Source organism: Apibacter sp. ESL0404, from assembly GCF_019469245.1.
Classification (GTDB): domain Bacteria; phylum Bacteroidota; class Bacteroidia; order Flavobacteriales; family Weeksellaceae; genus Apibacter.
The window spans coordinates 2,163,841-2,180,139 of the sequence record NZ_CP048267.1 but is presented as its reverse complement, the minus strand read 5'-3'; the positions used below and the strand labels follow the sequence as shown (position 1 = coordinate 2,180,139).

At 31.4% G+C, this 16,299-nt stretch carries 19 protein-coding genes; 14 read left to right on the top strand and 5 right to left on the bottom strand.

The window, feature by feature from the left end; translation table 11 throughout:
• Positions 1-42: 42 nt before the first annotated feature.
• The gene (locus GYM72_RS09420) at positions 43-471 is read right to left on the bottom strand and encodes a hypothetical protein (protein WP_160557746.1); all 429 of its coding nucleotides are present in this window, start codon (positions 469-471) and stop codon (positions 43-45) included.
• A gap of 390 nt (positions 472-861) precedes the next feature.
• On the opposite strand from GYM72_RS09420, the gene sufB reads away from it, so the two are divergent.
• Positions 862-2,316 carry a Fe-S cluster assembly protein SufB gene (gene sufB / locus GYM72_RS09415; protein ID WP_220264221.1) on the top strand — a complete coding sequence of 485 codons (1,455 nt, stop codon included), beginning with the start codon at positions 862-864 and terminating at the stop codon, positions 2,314-2,316.
• An 86-nt stretch (positions 2,317-2,402) separates the two neighbouring features.
• Here sufB and GYM72_RS09410 read toward each other — a convergent pair whose 3' ends face one another.
• From GYM72_RS09410 to GYM72_RS09400, 3 genes are read right to left on the bottom strand one after another with little or no spacing between them, the layout of a single operon-like run.
• The gene (locus tag GYM72_RS09410) at positions 2,403-3,311 is read right to left on the bottom strand and encodes a ferric siderophore ABC transporter substrate-binding protein (RefSeq protein ID WP_220264220.1); all 909 of its coding nucleotides are present in this window, start codon (positions 3,309-3,311) and stop codon (positions 2,403-2,405) included.
• Positions 3,312-3,314: 3 nt separating this feature from the next.
• Entirely contained in the window at positions 3,315-3,719 is a 405-nt protein-coding gene (locus GYM72_RS09405; protein WP_160566225.1) for a biopolymer transporter ExbD, read from the bottom strand.
• A 3-nt stretch (positions 3,720-3,722) separates the two neighbouring features.
• Entirely contained in the window at positions 3,723-4,418 is a 696-nt protein-coding gene (locus tag GYM72_RS09400; protein ID WP_220264219.1) for a MotA/TolQ/ExbB proton channel family protein, read from the bottom strand.
• 134 nt (positions 4,419-4,552) lie between these two features.
• On the opposite strand from GYM72_RS09400, the gene hisE reads away from it, so the two are divergent.
• Positions 4,553-5,122, top strand: coding sequence for a phosphoribosyl-ATP diphosphatase (hisE, locus tag GYM72_RS09395; RefSeq protein WP_220264218.1), 570 nt, complete (start codon positions 4,553-4,555; stop codon positions 5,120-5,122).
• Here the strand turns inward: hisE and GYM72_RS09390 are convergent.
• Positions 5,119-5,538 (bottom strand): dCMP deaminase family protein, encoded by a 420-nt coding sequence (locus GYM72_RS09390; protein ID WP_220264217.1) that lies wholly within the window; start codon positions 5,536-5,538, stop codon positions 5,119-5,121. The genes hisE and GYM72_RS09390 overlap by 4 nt on opposite strands.
• Before the next feature lie 207 nt (positions 5,539-5,745).
• Here GYM72_RS09390 and GYM72_RS09385 point away from each other — a divergent pair, with 207 nt between their 5' ends.
• From GYM72_RS09385 to GYM72_RS09940, 12 genes are all read left to right on the top strand, one after another.
• Complete coding sequence (locus tag GYM72_RS09385) at positions 5,746-7,062, top strand: OmpA family protein (RefSeq protein WP_220264216.1); 1,317 nt, start codon at positions 5,746-5,748, stop codon at positions 7,060-7,062.
• A gap of 553 nt (positions 7,063-7,615) precedes the next feature.
• The gene (trpB, locus tag GYM72_RS09380) at positions 7,616-8,812 is read left to right on the top strand and encodes a tryptophan synthase subunit beta (RefSeq protein WP_220264215.1); all 1,197 of its coding nucleotides are present in this window, start codon (positions 7,616-7,618) and stop codon (positions 8,810-8,812) included.
• Between the two features lie 3 nt (positions 8,813-8,815).
• Positions 8,816-10,207, top strand: a complete 1,392-nt coding sequence (locus tag GYM72_RS09375) for an anthranilate synthase component I family protein (RefSeq protein WP_220264214.1) — start codon at positions 8,816-8,818, stop codon at positions 10,205-10,207.
• 6 nt (positions 10,208-10,213) lie between these two features.
• Positions 10,214-10,765 (top strand): cysteine hydrolase family protein, encoded by a 552-nt coding sequence (locus GYM72_RS09370; RefSeq protein ID WP_220264213.1) that lies wholly within the window; start codon positions 10,214-10,216, stop codon positions 10,763-10,765.
• Positions 10,766-10,772: 7 nt separating this feature from the next.
• The gene (locus GYM72_RS09365; RefSeq protein ID WP_160566242.1) at positions 10,773-11,339 is read left to right on the top strand and encodes an aminodeoxychorismate/anthranilate synthase component II; all 567 of its coding nucleotides are present in this window, start codon (positions 10,773-10,775) and stop codon (positions 11,337-11,339) included.
• A 6-nt stretch (positions 11,340-11,345) separates the two neighbouring features.
• On the top strand, positions 11,346-12,344 hold the full coding sequence (trpD, locus tag GYM72_RS09360) for an anthranilate phosphoribosyltransferase (RefSeq protein WP_220264212.1): 999 nt from the start codon (positions 11,346-11,348) through the stop codon (positions 12,342-12,344).
• A 20-nt stretch (positions 12,345-12,364) separates the two neighbouring features.
• Entirely contained in the window at positions 12,365-12,796 is a 432-nt protein-coding gene (locus GYM72_RS09355; RefSeq protein WP_220264211.1) for a hypothetical protein, read from the top strand.
• A 9-nt stretch (positions 12,797-12,805) separates the two neighbouring features.
• Positions 12,806-13,588 (top strand): indole-3-glycerol phosphate synthase TrpC, encoded by a 783-nt coding sequence (gene trpC / locus GYM72_RS09350; RefSeq protein ID WP_220264210.1) that lies wholly within the window; start codon positions 12,806-12,808, stop codon positions 13,586-13,588.
• 16 nt (positions 13,589-13,604) lie between these two features.
• Positions 13,605-14,234: a phosphoribosylanthranilate isomerase gene (locus GYM72_RS09345; protein ID WP_220264209.1), complete on the top strand. Its 630-nt coding sequence runs from the start codon at positions 13,605-13,607 to the stop codon at positions 14,232-14,234.
• Positions 14,227-15,000, top strand: coding sequence for a tryptophan synthase subunit alpha (trpA, locus tag GYM72_RS09340; protein WP_220264208.1), 774 nt, complete (start codon positions 14,227-14,229; stop codon positions 14,998-15,000). The genes GYM72_RS09345 and trpA overlap by 8 nt, the downstream gene beginning before the upstream one ends.
• 215 nt (positions 15,001-15,215) lie before the next feature.
• The gene (locus GYM72_RS09945; RefSeq protein ID WP_255571496.1) at positions 15,216-15,875 is read left to right on the top strand and encodes a bifunctional transcriptional activator/DNA repair enzyme AdaA; all 660 of its coding nucleotides are present in this window, start codon (positions 15,216-15,218) and stop codon (positions 15,873-15,875) included.
• Between the two features lie 21 nt (positions 15,876-15,896).
• Positions 15,897-16,271 carry a methylated-DNA--[protein]-cysteine S-methyltransferase gene (locus tag GYM72_RS09940; RefSeq protein WP_303839699.1) on the top strand — a complete coding sequence of 125 codons (375 nt, stop codon included), beginning with the start codon at positions 15,897-15,899 and terminating at the stop codon, positions 16,269-16,271.
• Positions 16,272-16,299: the final 28 nt, after the last annotated feature.

Sequence of the window (16,299 nt, the reverse complement as noted above, 5' to 3'; positions counted from 1 at the left end):
TTTTAAAGAAGGGTTTTTTATAAAACTATTAATTACTTACACTTATTTATTCATTACTTCAGCAGCCATACTATCAAGCTTTCTTACATAATCATTAAATTTATTTAATTCTTTAGGGTTTGAAGACAATTCTTCAGTTATAATTTTTCTAGTAATAATTAATTTTTGATTTTTCTTGGTAAGTTCTGTGAGTTTGTTCAAATCTTTCACATCAGCAGCATTAATATATTGATCTATATAAGATTTATATTCAATTAAAAAATTTTGAATAATAGCATCAGAAAACTTTGGAATATCTTGATTTAAAATTTCCCTAGCTTTATCTTCTGGGACTTTTATTTCTAAATCTTCATTCAATGCTGGAGTGTTTGGCTGAGTAACTTCTTGAGTAATTGAGGTTTTTTGATTGTTTTTACAAGATTGTAAAGTAATTAAATTAAAAATAATAAAGGGTAAAACTATTTTCTTCATATAAAAATTTATTTTAAGCTAATGTATAAAAAAAATGATTTAAAAATTATATGAAGATATTTTATAAGTTTTTTATGTTTTGTAGTTGTATTTAATAAAAATATTTATATTGTAATATCTAATTTAATATAGAATTTAGCTAATTTATAATTTTAAAATAAATTATCTATATAACTATATATAATAATTATTTTAATTCATGAAAGAAAGATAACACTAAACTTTATTCAATTAATAATATTTACTAAAACAAAAATTGAAATTCCATTATTTAAAAAATCTATCAATGTGTATTTATAATGTTTGATAAACTCAGTATTTTTGCACATAGAACCAATCTAAGTTTAATAAAGATAGCTGAGCTGTCTTCTAATCAAATCAATTGATAAAATGAGCAGAGCAAAATATACAGAAGAAGAATTACGGTTAGACCTTGAACAAAAAGATTATGAATATGGTTGGACCACGGATTTGGAATATGAAGATTTCCCTACCGGATTAAATGATGATATAGTTCGTGAAATTTCCAAAAGAAAGAATGAACCGGAATGGATGTTGGAATGGAGATTAGACTCTTTTAAATTATGGAAAGAAATGAAGGCTCCTCATTGGGCTAATGTTACTTTTAAAGAGCCTGATTTCAATAGTATAAAATATTATGCGGCACCTAAACAGAAAAAAGAATTAACGAGTTTAGAAGAAGTAGACCCGGAATTATTGAATACTTTTGACAAACTAGGCATTCCGTTAGAAGAACAAAAAAGATTAACAGGAGTAGCAGTAGATGCGGTAATAGATAGTGTTTCAGTTAAAACAACCTTCACAGAAACATTGGCTGAAAAAGGAATTATTTTTTGTTCTATTAGCGAAGCCATTCAAAATCATCCGGATTTAGTTAGAAAATATTTAGGAAAAGTAGTGCCTAAAAGCGATAATTTTTATTCTGCTTTAAATTCGGCAGTTTTTTCAGATGGTTCGTTTTGCTATATACCAAAAGGAGTGAAATGTCCGATGGAACTTTCTACCTATTTTAGAATTAATCAATCCGGAACCGGTCAATTTGAAAGAACACTTCTAATAGCCGATGAAGGAAGCTATGTTTCCTACTTGGAAGGATGTACAGCACCTCAAAGAGACGAAAATCAATTACATGCAGCCGTGGTTGAATTAATCGCTTTAGACGGAGCAGAAATAAAATATTCAACCGTACAAAATTGGTATCCGGGAGATAAGGATGGTAAAGGAGGTATTTATAACTTCGTAACCAAAAGAGCTCTTTGCGAAAAAAACGCTAAAATTTCTTGGACACAAGTTGAAACGGGTTCTGCTGTAACATGGAAATATCCATCCTGTATTTTAAAAGGAGATAATTCAATTGGAGAATTTTATTCAATAGCAGTAACTAATAATTTTCAACAGGCAGATACAGGAACAAAAATGATCCATATTGGAAAAAATACACGATCAACAATTATATCAAAAGGAATTTCTGCAGGTAAATCACAAAACAGCTATCGAGGATTAGTTAAAGTTTTACCTCAAGCAGATAATGCAAGAAATTTCTCTCAATGTGATTCTTTGCTGATGGGTAATAATTGTGGAGCTCATACTTTTCCCTATATTGAAATAAAAAATAAATCTGCCCAAATGGAACATGAAGCCACAACCTCCAAAATAGGTGAAGATCAGATTTTTTATTGCAACCAGCGAGGTATTGATACGGAAACTGCAATAGCTTTAATTGTTAATGGATTTAGTAGAGAAGTACTTGATAAGCTTCCTATGGAATTTGCAGTAGAAGCAAAAAAATTACTGGAAATTTCGTTAGAAGGTAGTGTTGGATAAAAGCTTTGGATAAATATATTGTTCAGTAAAAAAAACTTTCTATACCATAGAAAGTTTTTTTTATTTGGTTATTTTTTCAACTATTTTTAAAAATTGATTTTATACGTGCCGGTTACCGATCGAGTACCTGCATTACCTTTTACGTACTGTTTAATCCATTTAATGCCTGTATTCAATAAACAAGTGTTATTTATCCCTGATTTTCGACTAACTGAAATAACGTTTCCATTTTTATCAAGAGTATAGGAAAAAATAATAGTTCCGGAACCATTGCAATTATGTTCGGGAACTTTTCCGCCTCTTCCCATAGTACCCGGAATGAAGCTGACTAATTTTCTTCCGTTTCCAATACCCTCGCCACCGCTTCCGTTGCCTCCTGTTTCTACTCCTTGGTTTTGACCCGGTCTTCCTCCGTTCCCTTCACCGGTGGAAAATGTCCCTGTTCCTTTACCTTTTATTAAATTTCCTAGAGCGGCATTTCCTTTGGGATTACCTCCTGCAGAACTCTTATTTCCTACACCTGCTACTGTTTTGGATTTAGTTTTATTTGGGATAGTTTTTGAGTTAATTTTAGTTACAGGTTTGGTTTTATCCTTTTTCTTAATTACCGTTTTTTTAGCAGGTTCGGGAACAATATCTTTTGTTTCGTTCTGATTGGCTAAAATAGGTTTGTTTTCTTCTTCTTGTTTTGAATCTTGGGAAGATTTATCTTCAAGATTTGTTACTGATTGTACTTCTCCACCTTCACCCGATAAAACATCTTGATCAATAGGCTCTTCATCCCCTAAACCCACTTCATCAGTTCCAAAATTAGCACCCATATCATCCATATCAAAGTCAATATCAATATAAGCAGGGGGAGTCATAGTTAAAAAAACGGTTTTATAAGTTAAAATAAATGATAATATGACGACTGAAATTATTAGAGTAATAATACCGCTAATTAACTTCTCCTTTTTATTATCATAATACTTAATTTTATAACTATCAATCATAGCTTATTTTTCCTCTTGGGTATGCGGATTCGTCGCAATTAAAACTTTGTATTTATTTCTATTGGCAATATCCATTAAAAAAACAACATCTTTGTGTAAAGCCTCTTCATCTGCTGCAATAACAAAAGTAGGAGATGGATTGGCGTTAAATATAGTTTTTAAGGTGGGCTCGATTTCGTTTTTAGCTATTAATTTTTTATTTAAAAAATATTTTCCATCCATAGAAACCCCTATATAAACTCTTTCAGCAGGCATTTCCTGACCTTTGGCAGTTGGCAATTTTATATTTAAAGCAGACTGATTTGCAGATGCAGTAAGCATAAAAAATGTAAGCAATAAAAATATTACATCTGTTATGGATGCCATGCTGAATTCCGGAGTAACTCTATTTCTACTTCGTAATTTCATAAATTAATGAGTAACAGGTTTGTTTAATATATCCAGAAAATCAATAGCGGTAAGCTGTAATGCATGTACACTTCTATCAATACGAATAACCAAAATGTTATAGAATAAATATGCCAATAAACCAACAATTAATCCCGCAGCAGTATTTGCCATGGCAGAATAAATACCACCGGCTAACATTTGAGCGCTGGCTTGATCTTGTGCGCTGGTAGCAAAGAAAGCAATGATCATTCCGATTACCGTACCCAAAAAACCTAGCATGGGAGCGGCTCCTGAAATAGTACCTAAAACACCTACATTTTTTTCCAATTCAAAGATTTCCAACTGAGCTGTGTTCTCTATAGCATCACTAATATCCCGAGTAGGTTTACCAATTCTCATTAATCCTTTATAAAGCATTCTTCCTTCAGGAGTATGAGTTCTTTTGCATAGATCTAAGGCTGCGTTGATATTACCCTGATGAATAAGATCTTTAATATCATTAAGAATGGAAGAATTTTTATTGGAAAACTTTTTTAAGGTTAGGAAACGTTCAACGAAAATATAAAGAGAAAGCATGAAAAGTAAGAAAAGGCAGATCATTACAAATATACCTATAGGCCCTCCATGTGTAAACATTTCTAAAAGGGAAAATTGTTTTTCATTAATTTCTCCACTTTGTGCAAGTATTTTTTCTGCGGTCTTTAAAGAATCATTCATATAAATCCTTTTTTGTATAAAAGTTTTTTAAATTATTTGTGCAAAGGTAGGAATTATTGTTAGTCTTTTCTTAAATATAATCATATAAGATTTGAAGTAAAATGGTATCTTCGCGTTGTTAATTCTTAAAATGAATGAGAGATACTAACACTAGTAAAGGAAAAGAATTTATAGCTGTCATTCAGGATAATAAAACAGGTAAGGTTTTAACATCCGGTCAATGCACCTATGCGTTGCTAAAAAAAACTCAGGCAGAAAAAAAAATTTATTTAGTTGGTGATTCTTTTGATGATTTATACACAGCAGAAGAATTTTTATGGAACAAAGATAAGACTGTAATATTAATCAAAGTTAAAACCAACAAAGATTCAGATAAATATTTACCAACAACTGATTTCTTGGAAGAAAATAGAAATTCCTATTCCTATTTAAGTATTTTAGAAAAAAAAATAGGAAAAAGCATTAAAGGAGAAAAGCAAAATACACATATTACTACTGTTTTAAAGAAAGGTAAATCCAAAATTGCGCAAAAATTTGGAGAAGAAGCAGTAGAGTTGGTAATTGAAGCAGCTAAGGAAAACGATAAATTATTTAAAGATGAAGCCGCAGATGTTTTTTATTATTATCTGATATTGTTGCAGGAAAGAGGATTTTTACTAGACGATATTTTAAAGCAATTAAAGCTACAACGAAGAAAAATTTAAAGTTCTTCCTCCTTAATCTGTTCAATTTCGATTCCTGCCTCCTTTAAAAAATCAATGCCACTCGTATCAGAATATTCATTGATATATACCAAACGCCTAATACCTGCCTGATGAATCAATTTGCTGCATTCGCGACAAGGAGAAAGTGTAACATAAAGAGTAGCTCCTATGCAGGATTGTGTAGATGCAGCCACTTTAAGGATGGCATTAGCTTCAGCATGCAAAACATACCATTTAGTAGTTCCCGTTTCGTCTTCGCATATATTTTCAAAACCTGTAGGAGTACCATTATATCCGTCAGAAATAATCATACGGTTTTTAACAATTAAAGCTCCTACCTTCTTTCTTTCACAATAAGATAATTTACCCCATTCTTGAGCCATGCGTAAATAAGCAATATCGTATTTTGTTTTCATAAGCTAAAAATACATTTTTTACTAAAAGACTTAACTAATTTATTGATACTTTTTTATTTTTTTAACAGTTATTAAAAAGGGAAATACAGGTATATAAAAAAAGTATTTATTAATAATTTAAATTATTTGGAATAATTATTGTCATAAACAAAAGATAAAATATGTTATAATTAAATAATAATACATTTAACACGGAAAAATTTTGTTATGGAAAATCTATTAGATTCATTAAAGAAAATTATTACACCCGAAGCTGTTTCTAATTTATCTTCTGAATTGGGAGAAGATACAGGAAAAGTTACATCAGCAATAAAAACAGCCGTTTCCAGTTTATTCGGTGCAGTTCTAGAAAAAGGTAATGATAATAAGTTAGAAAATATATTGAAACAAGCGGGAAATATTCCTTCCATTTCTAATGTAAAAGGATTGTTTTCTGGACAAGCAGATGCTGAAACACAAAAATTAAGTTCAGGCTTTTTAAATAATCTTTTTGGGGATAAATTAGGAAATTTTTCTTCTCTGATATCTTCTTCATCCGGCTTAAAAAGTGAAAGTACCACCAAACTAATGGGAGTTATATCACCATTAGTAGCAGGATTTTTAGGGCAAAAGTTATTAGCAGGAGGAAATTTCAAAGGCTTATTAGGACAGATAAATTCAGAAAAAAATGGTTTTTTATCTTCAATACCTTCAGGTTTAGCCGGAATTTTAGGAGTTTCTTCAATTTCAGGGTTAGGAGATTCTTTTTTCAATAAAGTTTCATCTCAAACTAAAGAAACTGCAGAAAATATAAAAGATAAGGTTGAAGACACTTATCATGAATATAAAGATAAAATGGATAATCATTCAAATTTAGGATGGTTAAAATGGTTAATAATGTTGTTAATTGTGGGTATTCTAATCATTTGGTTATTTTCTAAAAATGGATGTTCTAAAGGGAAAGGTACAACAGCTCCGGTAAACGATTCCATCCAAAAAGTAGAGCCTAATTCAAATAATAGAGACACAGTTTCAGCTAATAGTACTAATCCAACAGATCATAAAATAAAAGAATTACTTCCGATTACGTTGCCAAGCGGAACAGTTATCAATGCTTTTCCCGGAGGAATTGAAGACAAAATGGTCAATTTTTTGCAATCCGATGAATATAAAAATGCTACCAATGACGATTTAAAAAATAAATGGTTTGATTTCGATGCCATCAATTTTGAATTTGGAAGCGGAACAAAATTAACGCCTGAATCTGAAACACAAGCAAAAAATATTGGAATTATACTTAAAGAATTTCCTGATGCAAAAGTTAAAATTGGAGCTTATACCGATAAAAAAGGAAATGACCAAGATAATTTAAAATTGTCACAAGAAAGAGCAAATACTGTAAAGGAAATTTTTATTAAAAATGGATTTGGAGACCGAGTTGATGGTGCTGAAGGATATGGTTCCAAATTTGCTACAGTTGATGCAAACGCTTCCGATGAAGAAAGAGCTAAAGACAGAAGAATTTCTTTACGTTTTGAAAAATAAAATTTAGACAATTAATTTAAAAAAACTATTATATAACTGTAGCAATAGGATAAATAAGTAAAAATCTAAGAAATAAAAGTAAAACCTTAAGAATTCTATTCGTAACCCATTCTTTATTTTATATATATGAATGGGTTTTTTCTTTTTATTTAGTTCTTGTAATTTAAGAATAATATCTAGTATCTGTAAGCTCAGCGCATAGTTAAATAGTCAATTTAAATGCATTGCAAGAACAGAATATATAAAGTAAAGCACACTATTTAATCACGCTCATAATTAAATAATAATCTAAATATAAATTAAAGAAAAACATAAAATCGGTTGAAATATTTTGTATTATTAAAAGATAATTAGTATTTTTGTTAAAATAATTAAGTAAAGTGAAAACAATATTTTTAAATAATATATCTTGGTGGTGGTGCTCTCAGCTTCAATAGCCGTGGGCAGTAAGGTATATTATTTTAAATAAAATAGTAAAAGAATAAGAAAACCTACCGTGTTCACGGTAGGTTTTTTTGTTTTTTAAAATGATTAATTACGTAAAATGAAAAAAATGAAGCATACATATAGTGTAGACCAAGAAGGTTACTATGGAGAATTTGGAGGAGCTTATATTCCTGAAATCCTTTATGAAAATGTGGAGATTCTAAAAAACAATTATTTAAAAGTATTAAATGACCCAAAATTTCAAAAAGATTACCACGATTTACTAAGAGATTATGTTGGAAGGCCCTCACCTTTATATTTAGCAAAAAGACTGTCTCACAAATACGGCTGTAATATCTACTTAAAAAGAGAAGATTTAAATCATACCGGAGCGCACAAAATCAACAATACAATAGGTCAAATATTATTGGCGCAAAGAATGGGTAAGACCCGAATCATAGCTGAAACCGGAGCGGGTCAACATGGAGTTGCCACGGCTACAGTTTGTGCTCTAATGAATATGAAATGCGTAATTTACATGGGAAAAGTGGATGTGGAAAGACAAAAGTTGAATGTTGAAAAAATGCAAATGTTAGGAGCAGAAGTACTACCCGTGACGAGTGGAAATATGACCTTAAAAGATGCTACTAATGAAGCAATTCGCGATTGGTGTTCTAATCCGAAAGATACGTATTATATTATAGGTTCCACCGTAGGACCTCATCCTTATCCGGATATGGTTGCTCGTTTACAATCAGTCATCAGTGAAGAAATTCGCAAACAACTGTTAGAAAAAGAACAAAGAGAAACCCCCGACTATTTGATAGCATGTGTAGGAGGAGGAAGCAATGCTGCCGGAACCATCTATCATTTTTTAAATGAACCTTCGGTAAAAATTGTCTTAGCTGAAGCAGCCGGAAAAGGATTAAACTCCGGAGAATCTGCTGCGACGATCCATTTAGGAAGATTAGGAATCATTCACGGAAGCAAAACATTACTCATGCAATCAGAAGATGGACAAATAGAAGAACCGTATTCTATATCGGCCGGATTGGATTATCCGGGAGTTGGTCCCCTTCATGCCCATTTGTCTAAAACCAAACGTTCGGAAGTTCTGGCAATCACAGATGAAGAAGCTTTAGATGCAGCCTTTGAATTAACAAGATTGGAAGGTATAATTCCCGCCATTGAGTCGGCACATGCCTTAGGGGTATTGAAGAAAAAGAAATTTAAAAAAGAAGATATTATTGTGATCTGTCTATCGGGAAGAGGAGATAAAGATATGGAAACATACATAAAAGTTCAGAAAAAACGAAACGAATAAGATATGAAAATACAGGTAAAAACAAAGAAATTATTAGCAGACCTACAAACTCCGGTAGGAATATATTTAAAAATAAGGGATGCTTTTCCCGAATCTGCTTTACTCGAAAGTTCTGATTTTCATGGTGGAGAAGACAGCTCGTCTTTTATTGCGATGGATCCTTTAGCTAAATTTAAAGTTAAAGACTATGAAATTACAACGGAAATAAACGGGCAAACTAAAATCAAAAATTTAGAACAACCTTTAGTCAACGAATTGGATGATTTTATTAAAAGCTTTCAATTACAGGGAGAGAATCCTGCTAAAATTAATGGTTTTTTTGGATATACTTCCTATGATAGTATTCAGTATTTTGAATCGGTTGATCCTAAAAATAAAAAATATGAAAATGCGGATATTCCTGAAATATTTTACATTTTTTACCGATTTATATTAGTTATTAATCATTTAAAGAATGAATTAACCATAGTTGAAAATATTCCCGAAGGGGGAAAATCAGATATTCATCAACTAGAAGCCTTATTGCAAAATAATAATTTTGCTTCCTATAATTTTAAGATCAAAGGAGAAGAAAAAAGTTTTATTTCCGATGAAGAATATATTGAGTCTGTAAAAAAAGGAATTGCGCATTGTAAAAGAGGAGATGTCTTTCAGATTGTACCTTCACGGTGTTATTCACAAGCATTTACTGGCGATGATTTTAAAGTATATCGAGCATTACGATCCATTAATCCGTCTCCCTATCTTTTTTATTTCGATTTTGGTTCTTTTCGAATATTCGGATCATCCCCCGAAACGCATTGTAAAATATATAAAGGACGAGCATATATTGATCCTATAGCCGGAACTTATAAAAGAACCGGAGATGATGAAAAAGACAGAAAACTTTCAGAAAAACTCTTACAAGATGAAAAAGAAAATGCAGAACATGTTATGTTGGTAGATTTAGCAAGAAATGATCTGAGCCGAAATTGCCATGAGGTCCAATTAGAATTTTTTAAACGAGTACAGTATTTTTCACATGTGATACATTTAGTTTCTCGTGTGAGTGGAATTGTGGATGAGAATAAAAACAGTATTTCCGTATTTGCAGATACATTTCCTGCAGGAACCTTATCCGGAGCTCCCAAAGTTAGAGCCATGCAATTGCTGCACGATATAGAAAAACATATGCGGGGAATATATGGAGGATGCATCGGGTATATTGGTTTAGACGGAAATTTAAATCAAGCAATTACCATCCGGTCATTTTTAAGCAAAAATAATGTATTGTATTATCAAGCAGGGGCGGGCGTTGTATCCAAGTCAAATCCCGAAGAAGAGTTAAAAGAAGTAAATAACAAGTTAGGAGCGCTTAAAAAAGCAATTGATCTGGCAGAAATTTTAAAAAATTAATTATATATGAAAGCTTTACTTATTATCGATATTCAAAATGACTATTTTGAAGGAGGAAAAAATCCTCTAAATAATTCTATACAAGCTTGTGAACAAGCAAAAAACATTTTAGAAAAGTTCAGAAAAGAACAATGGCCGATAGTCCATATACAACATGTATCTTCAAGGTCGGATGCTACTTTTTTCCTTCCTCATACTCAAGGGGTAGAAATACATTCCCATGTTAAGCCGAAAGACGAAGAAAAAGTCATCATCAAGAATTTTCCAAATAGCTTTATAAATACAGATCTTCAAGATACTTTAAAGAAACTTAAAGTTGATGAACTTGTAAATTGCGGAATGATGACCCATATGTGTGTGGATGCAACTACAAGAGCAGCAAAAGACTTAGGTTATACTTGTACTTTGATAGGCGATGCTTGTGCAACCCGAGATCTTGAAATTAAGGGAGAAAAAATACAAGCTAAAGAAGTTCAAAATTCATTTTTAGCAGCCTTAAGTTATTACTATGCCGATGTACAAACGGCTAACCAATTCTTAAATTCATGTTCTAAGTAAATATACAATGAAACTATTGGTTTTAGATAATTATGATTCATTTACCTATAATTTGGTTCACTTAATCAAAGAATTGAATTATACGGAAGTAAATGTATTTAGAAACGATCAAATCACGGTATCGGAAGTAGCAGACTATGATAAAATAATATTATCACCGGGCCCGGGAATACCTTCCGAATCAGGAATATTGCTCTCATTAATCAAACAATATGCTCCCACTCATTCCATTCTGGGGGTGTGCTTAGGAGAACAAGCTATAGGAGAAGCTTTTGGTGCTAAATTGACCAATTTGGAAGATGTGTATCATGGAGTTGCAACGAAAATAAGAATAATAGATGAAGACTATATATTCAAAGGTATTTCTGAAGAAATGGAAGTTGGGAGATACCATTCGTGGATTGTAGATAACCAAAATTTTCCGGATGAACTTCAGATTACGGCCGTTGATCATGATAATCAAATTATGGCTATAAAACATAAGCATTATGATGTCCACGGAGTTCAGTTTCATCCTGAATCCATACTTACCCCGAAGGGCAAAAACATTTTAAAAAATTTTTTAGAAAATTAAGTTGATATGAAACAACTATTAAACAGACTCTTTGAGCATCAATATTTAAACCGAGAAGAAGCGAAAGAAGTATTGACTAAAATGGCCGCGAAAGAATATAATGAATCTCAGATTGCCGCTTTTATAAGCGTTTTTCTTATGAGAAATATTAGCATCGATGAATTTTTCGGTTTTAGGGATGCCCTTATGGATTTATGTACGGATGTTTCATCATTAGCCGCATATGATCCTATAGATATCGTAGGTACGGGAGGGGATAATAAAAATACGTTTAATATTTCTACTCTTTCTTGTTTTGTGGTAGCCGGTGCCGGATATAAAGTTGCAAAGCATGGAAATTATGGTGCAACTTCTGTTAGTGGAGCTTCCAATGTGATGGAACAACACGGAGTTAAATTTACTGCAGATATCAGTAAACTTGAACGATCATTAGATCAATCCAACCTGGCCTTTTTACATGCTCCTTTATTCAATGATGCCATGAAGGTGGTAACACCCATAAGAAAAGCATTAGGAGTTCGTACATTCTTTAATATGCTGGGACCTGTAGTAAATCCAATAAAGCCTAAAAGGAATGTATTAGGAGTCTTTAACCTTAAAATGTCTCGTTTATATTATTATATCTATCAAAATACCGATTGTAATTATACGGTCGTACATAGTTTAGACGGATATGATGAAATATCCTTGACCGATAATTTTAAAGTGGCTACCCATTTAGGGGAACATATCTATTCTCCCGAAGATATCGGTTTGGAAAGATGTACGCAACCGGAATTGGACGGAGGAAAAACACCAGAAGAAGCTTCAAAAATTTTTGATAGCGTATTAAATAATCAAGCAACCAAAGCCCAAAAAAATGCTGTGATAGCTAATTCGGCATTTGCCATACACAATATAAATCCCAAATTAACTATTGAAGAATGCATCAATCAAGCGAGAGAATCTTTGGAAAGCGGAAAAGCGAAACAAACTTTTCAAAAGTTTTTAAGCCTGAATAATTAGGTTTAATAAGAATAAAAAAGATGAAAAAATTAATACTTATAACATTTATCTTGTGGAATCTTGTATCCTATTCTCAAATAAAAGAAAGAGATCAAAACTTAATTGGATTTTGGCAAGGTATAGAAAAAGGAACTCGAGAAGGAGGAATACGTAACTATTGGATTAAGCAACGGAATATTGACGGAACTTTTCTTTTGTTGAAAATTCAATTGTTGGGAGGAACTGAAGAAAGAGCAATTGTAGATAAAGGGGAATGGTGGACGGAAAAAGGTAATTATTATGAACTTCATTTTACTAGTAAAACAATTGATACCTATTTTTATTATTTTCCTGATCAACAACAAGTTCAGTTTAGAAGAGGACAAATAAACGGAGATTCTGTTGATTTAGATGATGAATTTGTAGAAAAAAAAGTAGTTGATGAGGATAGTAACTCATTCATTGAACCATAAAAGAAAAATATGCCTACTATTTTAGATAAAATTATTGATTGTAAAAGGATTGAAATTGAAAAATCAAAAAGGAAAATTTCAATTAAAGATCTGGAAAATAAAATACAAAATGTAAAGAAAAGACAATCGTTTAAAGAATCCATACAAAGATCTTCAACCGGTATAATTGCAGAATTTAAACGTCGATCTCCCTCGAAAGATTGGATATTTAAAAATGCAAAAATAGAACAAATTATACCTCTTTATTCTGAAAACGGAGCAAGTGCTATATCCATTCTCACCGATACTGATTTTTTTGGAGGTAATTTGCAGGATTTGGTTAATGCAGAAGCCATTACACAAACTCCCCTTCTTCGTAAAGATTTTATGATTGATGAATATCAACTTTTTGAAGCTAAGGCTTACGGTGCAAGTGCAATATTGTTGATAGCCGCTGCTTTAACTGTTGAAAAAACTAAAGAATTGGCAAAACAAGCTAAAAATCTTGGATTGAATGTGTTGTTGGAATTGCATCATGAAAAGGAATTAGATTATATTAACGAATGGGTAGATGTAGTAGGAATTAATAATCGTAATTTAAAAACCTTTGTTACGGATGTACAAGTTTCATTTGATATGGTTAATAAAATACCCTCGGAGTTTTTGAAAATTTCTGAAAGTGGAATATCTTCTTCTCAAACCGTAAAAGACCTAATGCTAGTCGGATATAAAGGATTTTTAATGGGTGAAAATTTTATGAAAACGAATAATCCCGGTAAAGCTTTACAAGATTTTATTGAAGAACTTACATAATCATACCAATTAATAGATGAAAATTAAAGTTTGTGGGATGAAATATCCTGATAATATTGAGCATCTTTCTCTAGTACCTATAGATTATATGGGATTTATATTTTACCCGAAATCCTTACGTTATATAGATAAGATACTCCCCGAAACCATTCTTTCACAAACTAAAGATATTTTGAGGGTTGGGGTCTTTGTTAATGAAAAAATAGAATTGATTTTCCATAGGATTGAAAAATATAAGTTGGATGTTATCCAACTTCATGGATCGGAACATCCAAAATATTGTTCAGATCTCATAAAAAGTTTTCCTAATATAAAAATAATTAAGGCTTTTAATGTATCATCCCCTAATGATTTGCACAGTACAAAAGAATATAACTCAGTTTGTGACTTCTTTCTGTTTGATACTAAAAGCACGCAATATGGAGGCTCAGGGAAAAAGTTCGATTGGTCGTTGATGGATTTTTATACAGGTGAACTTCCTTTTTTTTTAAGTGGAGGTATTTCAATGGAAGATGTAGGTAAAATTAAAGAAATAAAGCATCCGAAATTATATGGTTTGGACTTAAACAGTAAGTTTGAACTAGAACCGGGAAGAAAAAATATTGAATTAATAAAAGAATTTATAGAAGAAATAAACTATGAATAGAATAAAGCAATTATTTAATAAAAAACAGAAAGACATTCTTTCCATTTATTTTACGGCCGGATATCCGAATCTTGCCGATACAGGTAAGATCATAAAAGAGCTTGAAAAAAACGGCATAGATTTAATAGAAGTGGGTATACCCTTTTCAGACCCAATGGCAGATGGACCGACCATTCAGGAAAGCGGCACGTTGGCCTTGAAGAATGGAATGAATTTAAAATTGCTTTTCGAACAAATTAAAGAAGTGAGAAAAGAAGTTGAATTGCCGTTACTATTAATGGGATATCTAAATCCTATTATGCAATACGGAATTGAAAATTTTTGTAAAAAATGTAAAGAAGTCGGTGTAGATGGAGCAATTATACCTGATTTGCCTTTTAATGATTATAGTACAAAATATAAATCGATTTTTGAAACTTATGATATAAAAGTTATAATGCTTATAACTCCCGAAACATCAGAAGAAAGAATTCGCTTGATTGATGAAAATACGGATGGATTTATATATATGGTTTCATCTGCCTCAACAACGGGAGCGCAAAAAAGTTTTGATGATAAAAAAGTAGAATATTTTCAAAAAATTAATTCGATGAAATTGCGTAATCCTCGTTTAATAGGGTTTGGTATTTCTAATAAAGCTACTTTAGAAGTCGCACAATCTTATGCTAACGGCGCTATCATTGGAAGTAAGTTCATTACCTTGTTAAAAGATAATAATTCAATAGAAAAAGCGGTTCAAGAATTAAAAAACACTTTAAAAACTTGATGGGTTTTTTAGTTTTTAAGTTTTTGGTTAATACTCTTTATCTTTTCATGGAAAAAATATATGTTCATTTTTCGGTTGCAGTACAATCTTCGCCTGAACTAATTTTAACGAAAAATTATTTTAAAATATATTTTTAACTAGTCAGTCTATTTCTGTTTATCCTTATAATAAAGGGATTTATAGAGAAAGCGGGTAGATTAAAAAATACTTTTTCCATGGATCAAAAAAAAATATTTTACAAAGCCTTATTAGAAAGGGATAGTTCATTTGAAGAAACTTTTATTGTTGGTGTTAAAACTACCGGTATATTTTGCCGTCTTACCTGTTCAGCACGAAAACCTAAATTTGAGAATGTTGAATTTTTTTCTTCAACTAAAGAAGCTTTAAATAAAGGATATAGAGCATGTAAAATATGTCATCCTATGGAAAGGAATGGTGAGACGCCGGAATATATTCATAAATTATTACAACATTTGGAAGACAACTCCAATATTAAATTAAAAGACTTTGATATAAGGAATTTTGGAATTGAGCCAATAAAAGTTAGAAGGTGGTTTCTTAAAAATCATGGAATTACTTTTCATATGTATCAAAGAATGTATAGAATAAATGAGGCATTTAAAAAATGTAAAGAAGGTAATAATATCACACAAATTGCCTATGACTCAGGATTTGAATCGTTGAGCGGATTTAATGAAACTTTTAAAAAAATAACAGGAATTACACCTAGAATGAGTAAAGAAAAACAATTAATTAATCTTACCCGCTTGGCAACCCCTTTAGGTACTATGATTGCTTGTGCCTCAGATAAAGGCATATGTTTATTGGAATTTTCGGATAGTAAAATGTTAGAAAGAGAACTACAATTAATATGAAAGCTTTTTAATGCTTCAATTGTGCCAAGTGAAAATAGTTTATTTAAACAATTAAGGCAACAATTAGACTCACACTTTGAAGGTACTTTAAAAGAATTTACAGTTCCTTTAGACTGGGTTGGTTCTGATTTTCAAAAAGAGGTATGGAAGGTCCTTCTTCAAATACCTTACGGAAAGACTTCAACTTATGCCATTCAAGCAAAACGTATCGGTAAGCCCTCTTCTGTTCGAGCGGTTGCAAATGCTAATGGTATGAATATGATTTCTATATTGGTTCCTTGTCATAGGGTCATTGGTTCGGATGGATCTTTAACAGGTTATGGAGGAGGACTGTGGAGAAAGAAAAAATTATTAGAGTTAGAAGCAAAAGGTTCGTTACAATTAAAATTGTTTTGATATTAGCAAAAAAACAGACTATATAGTA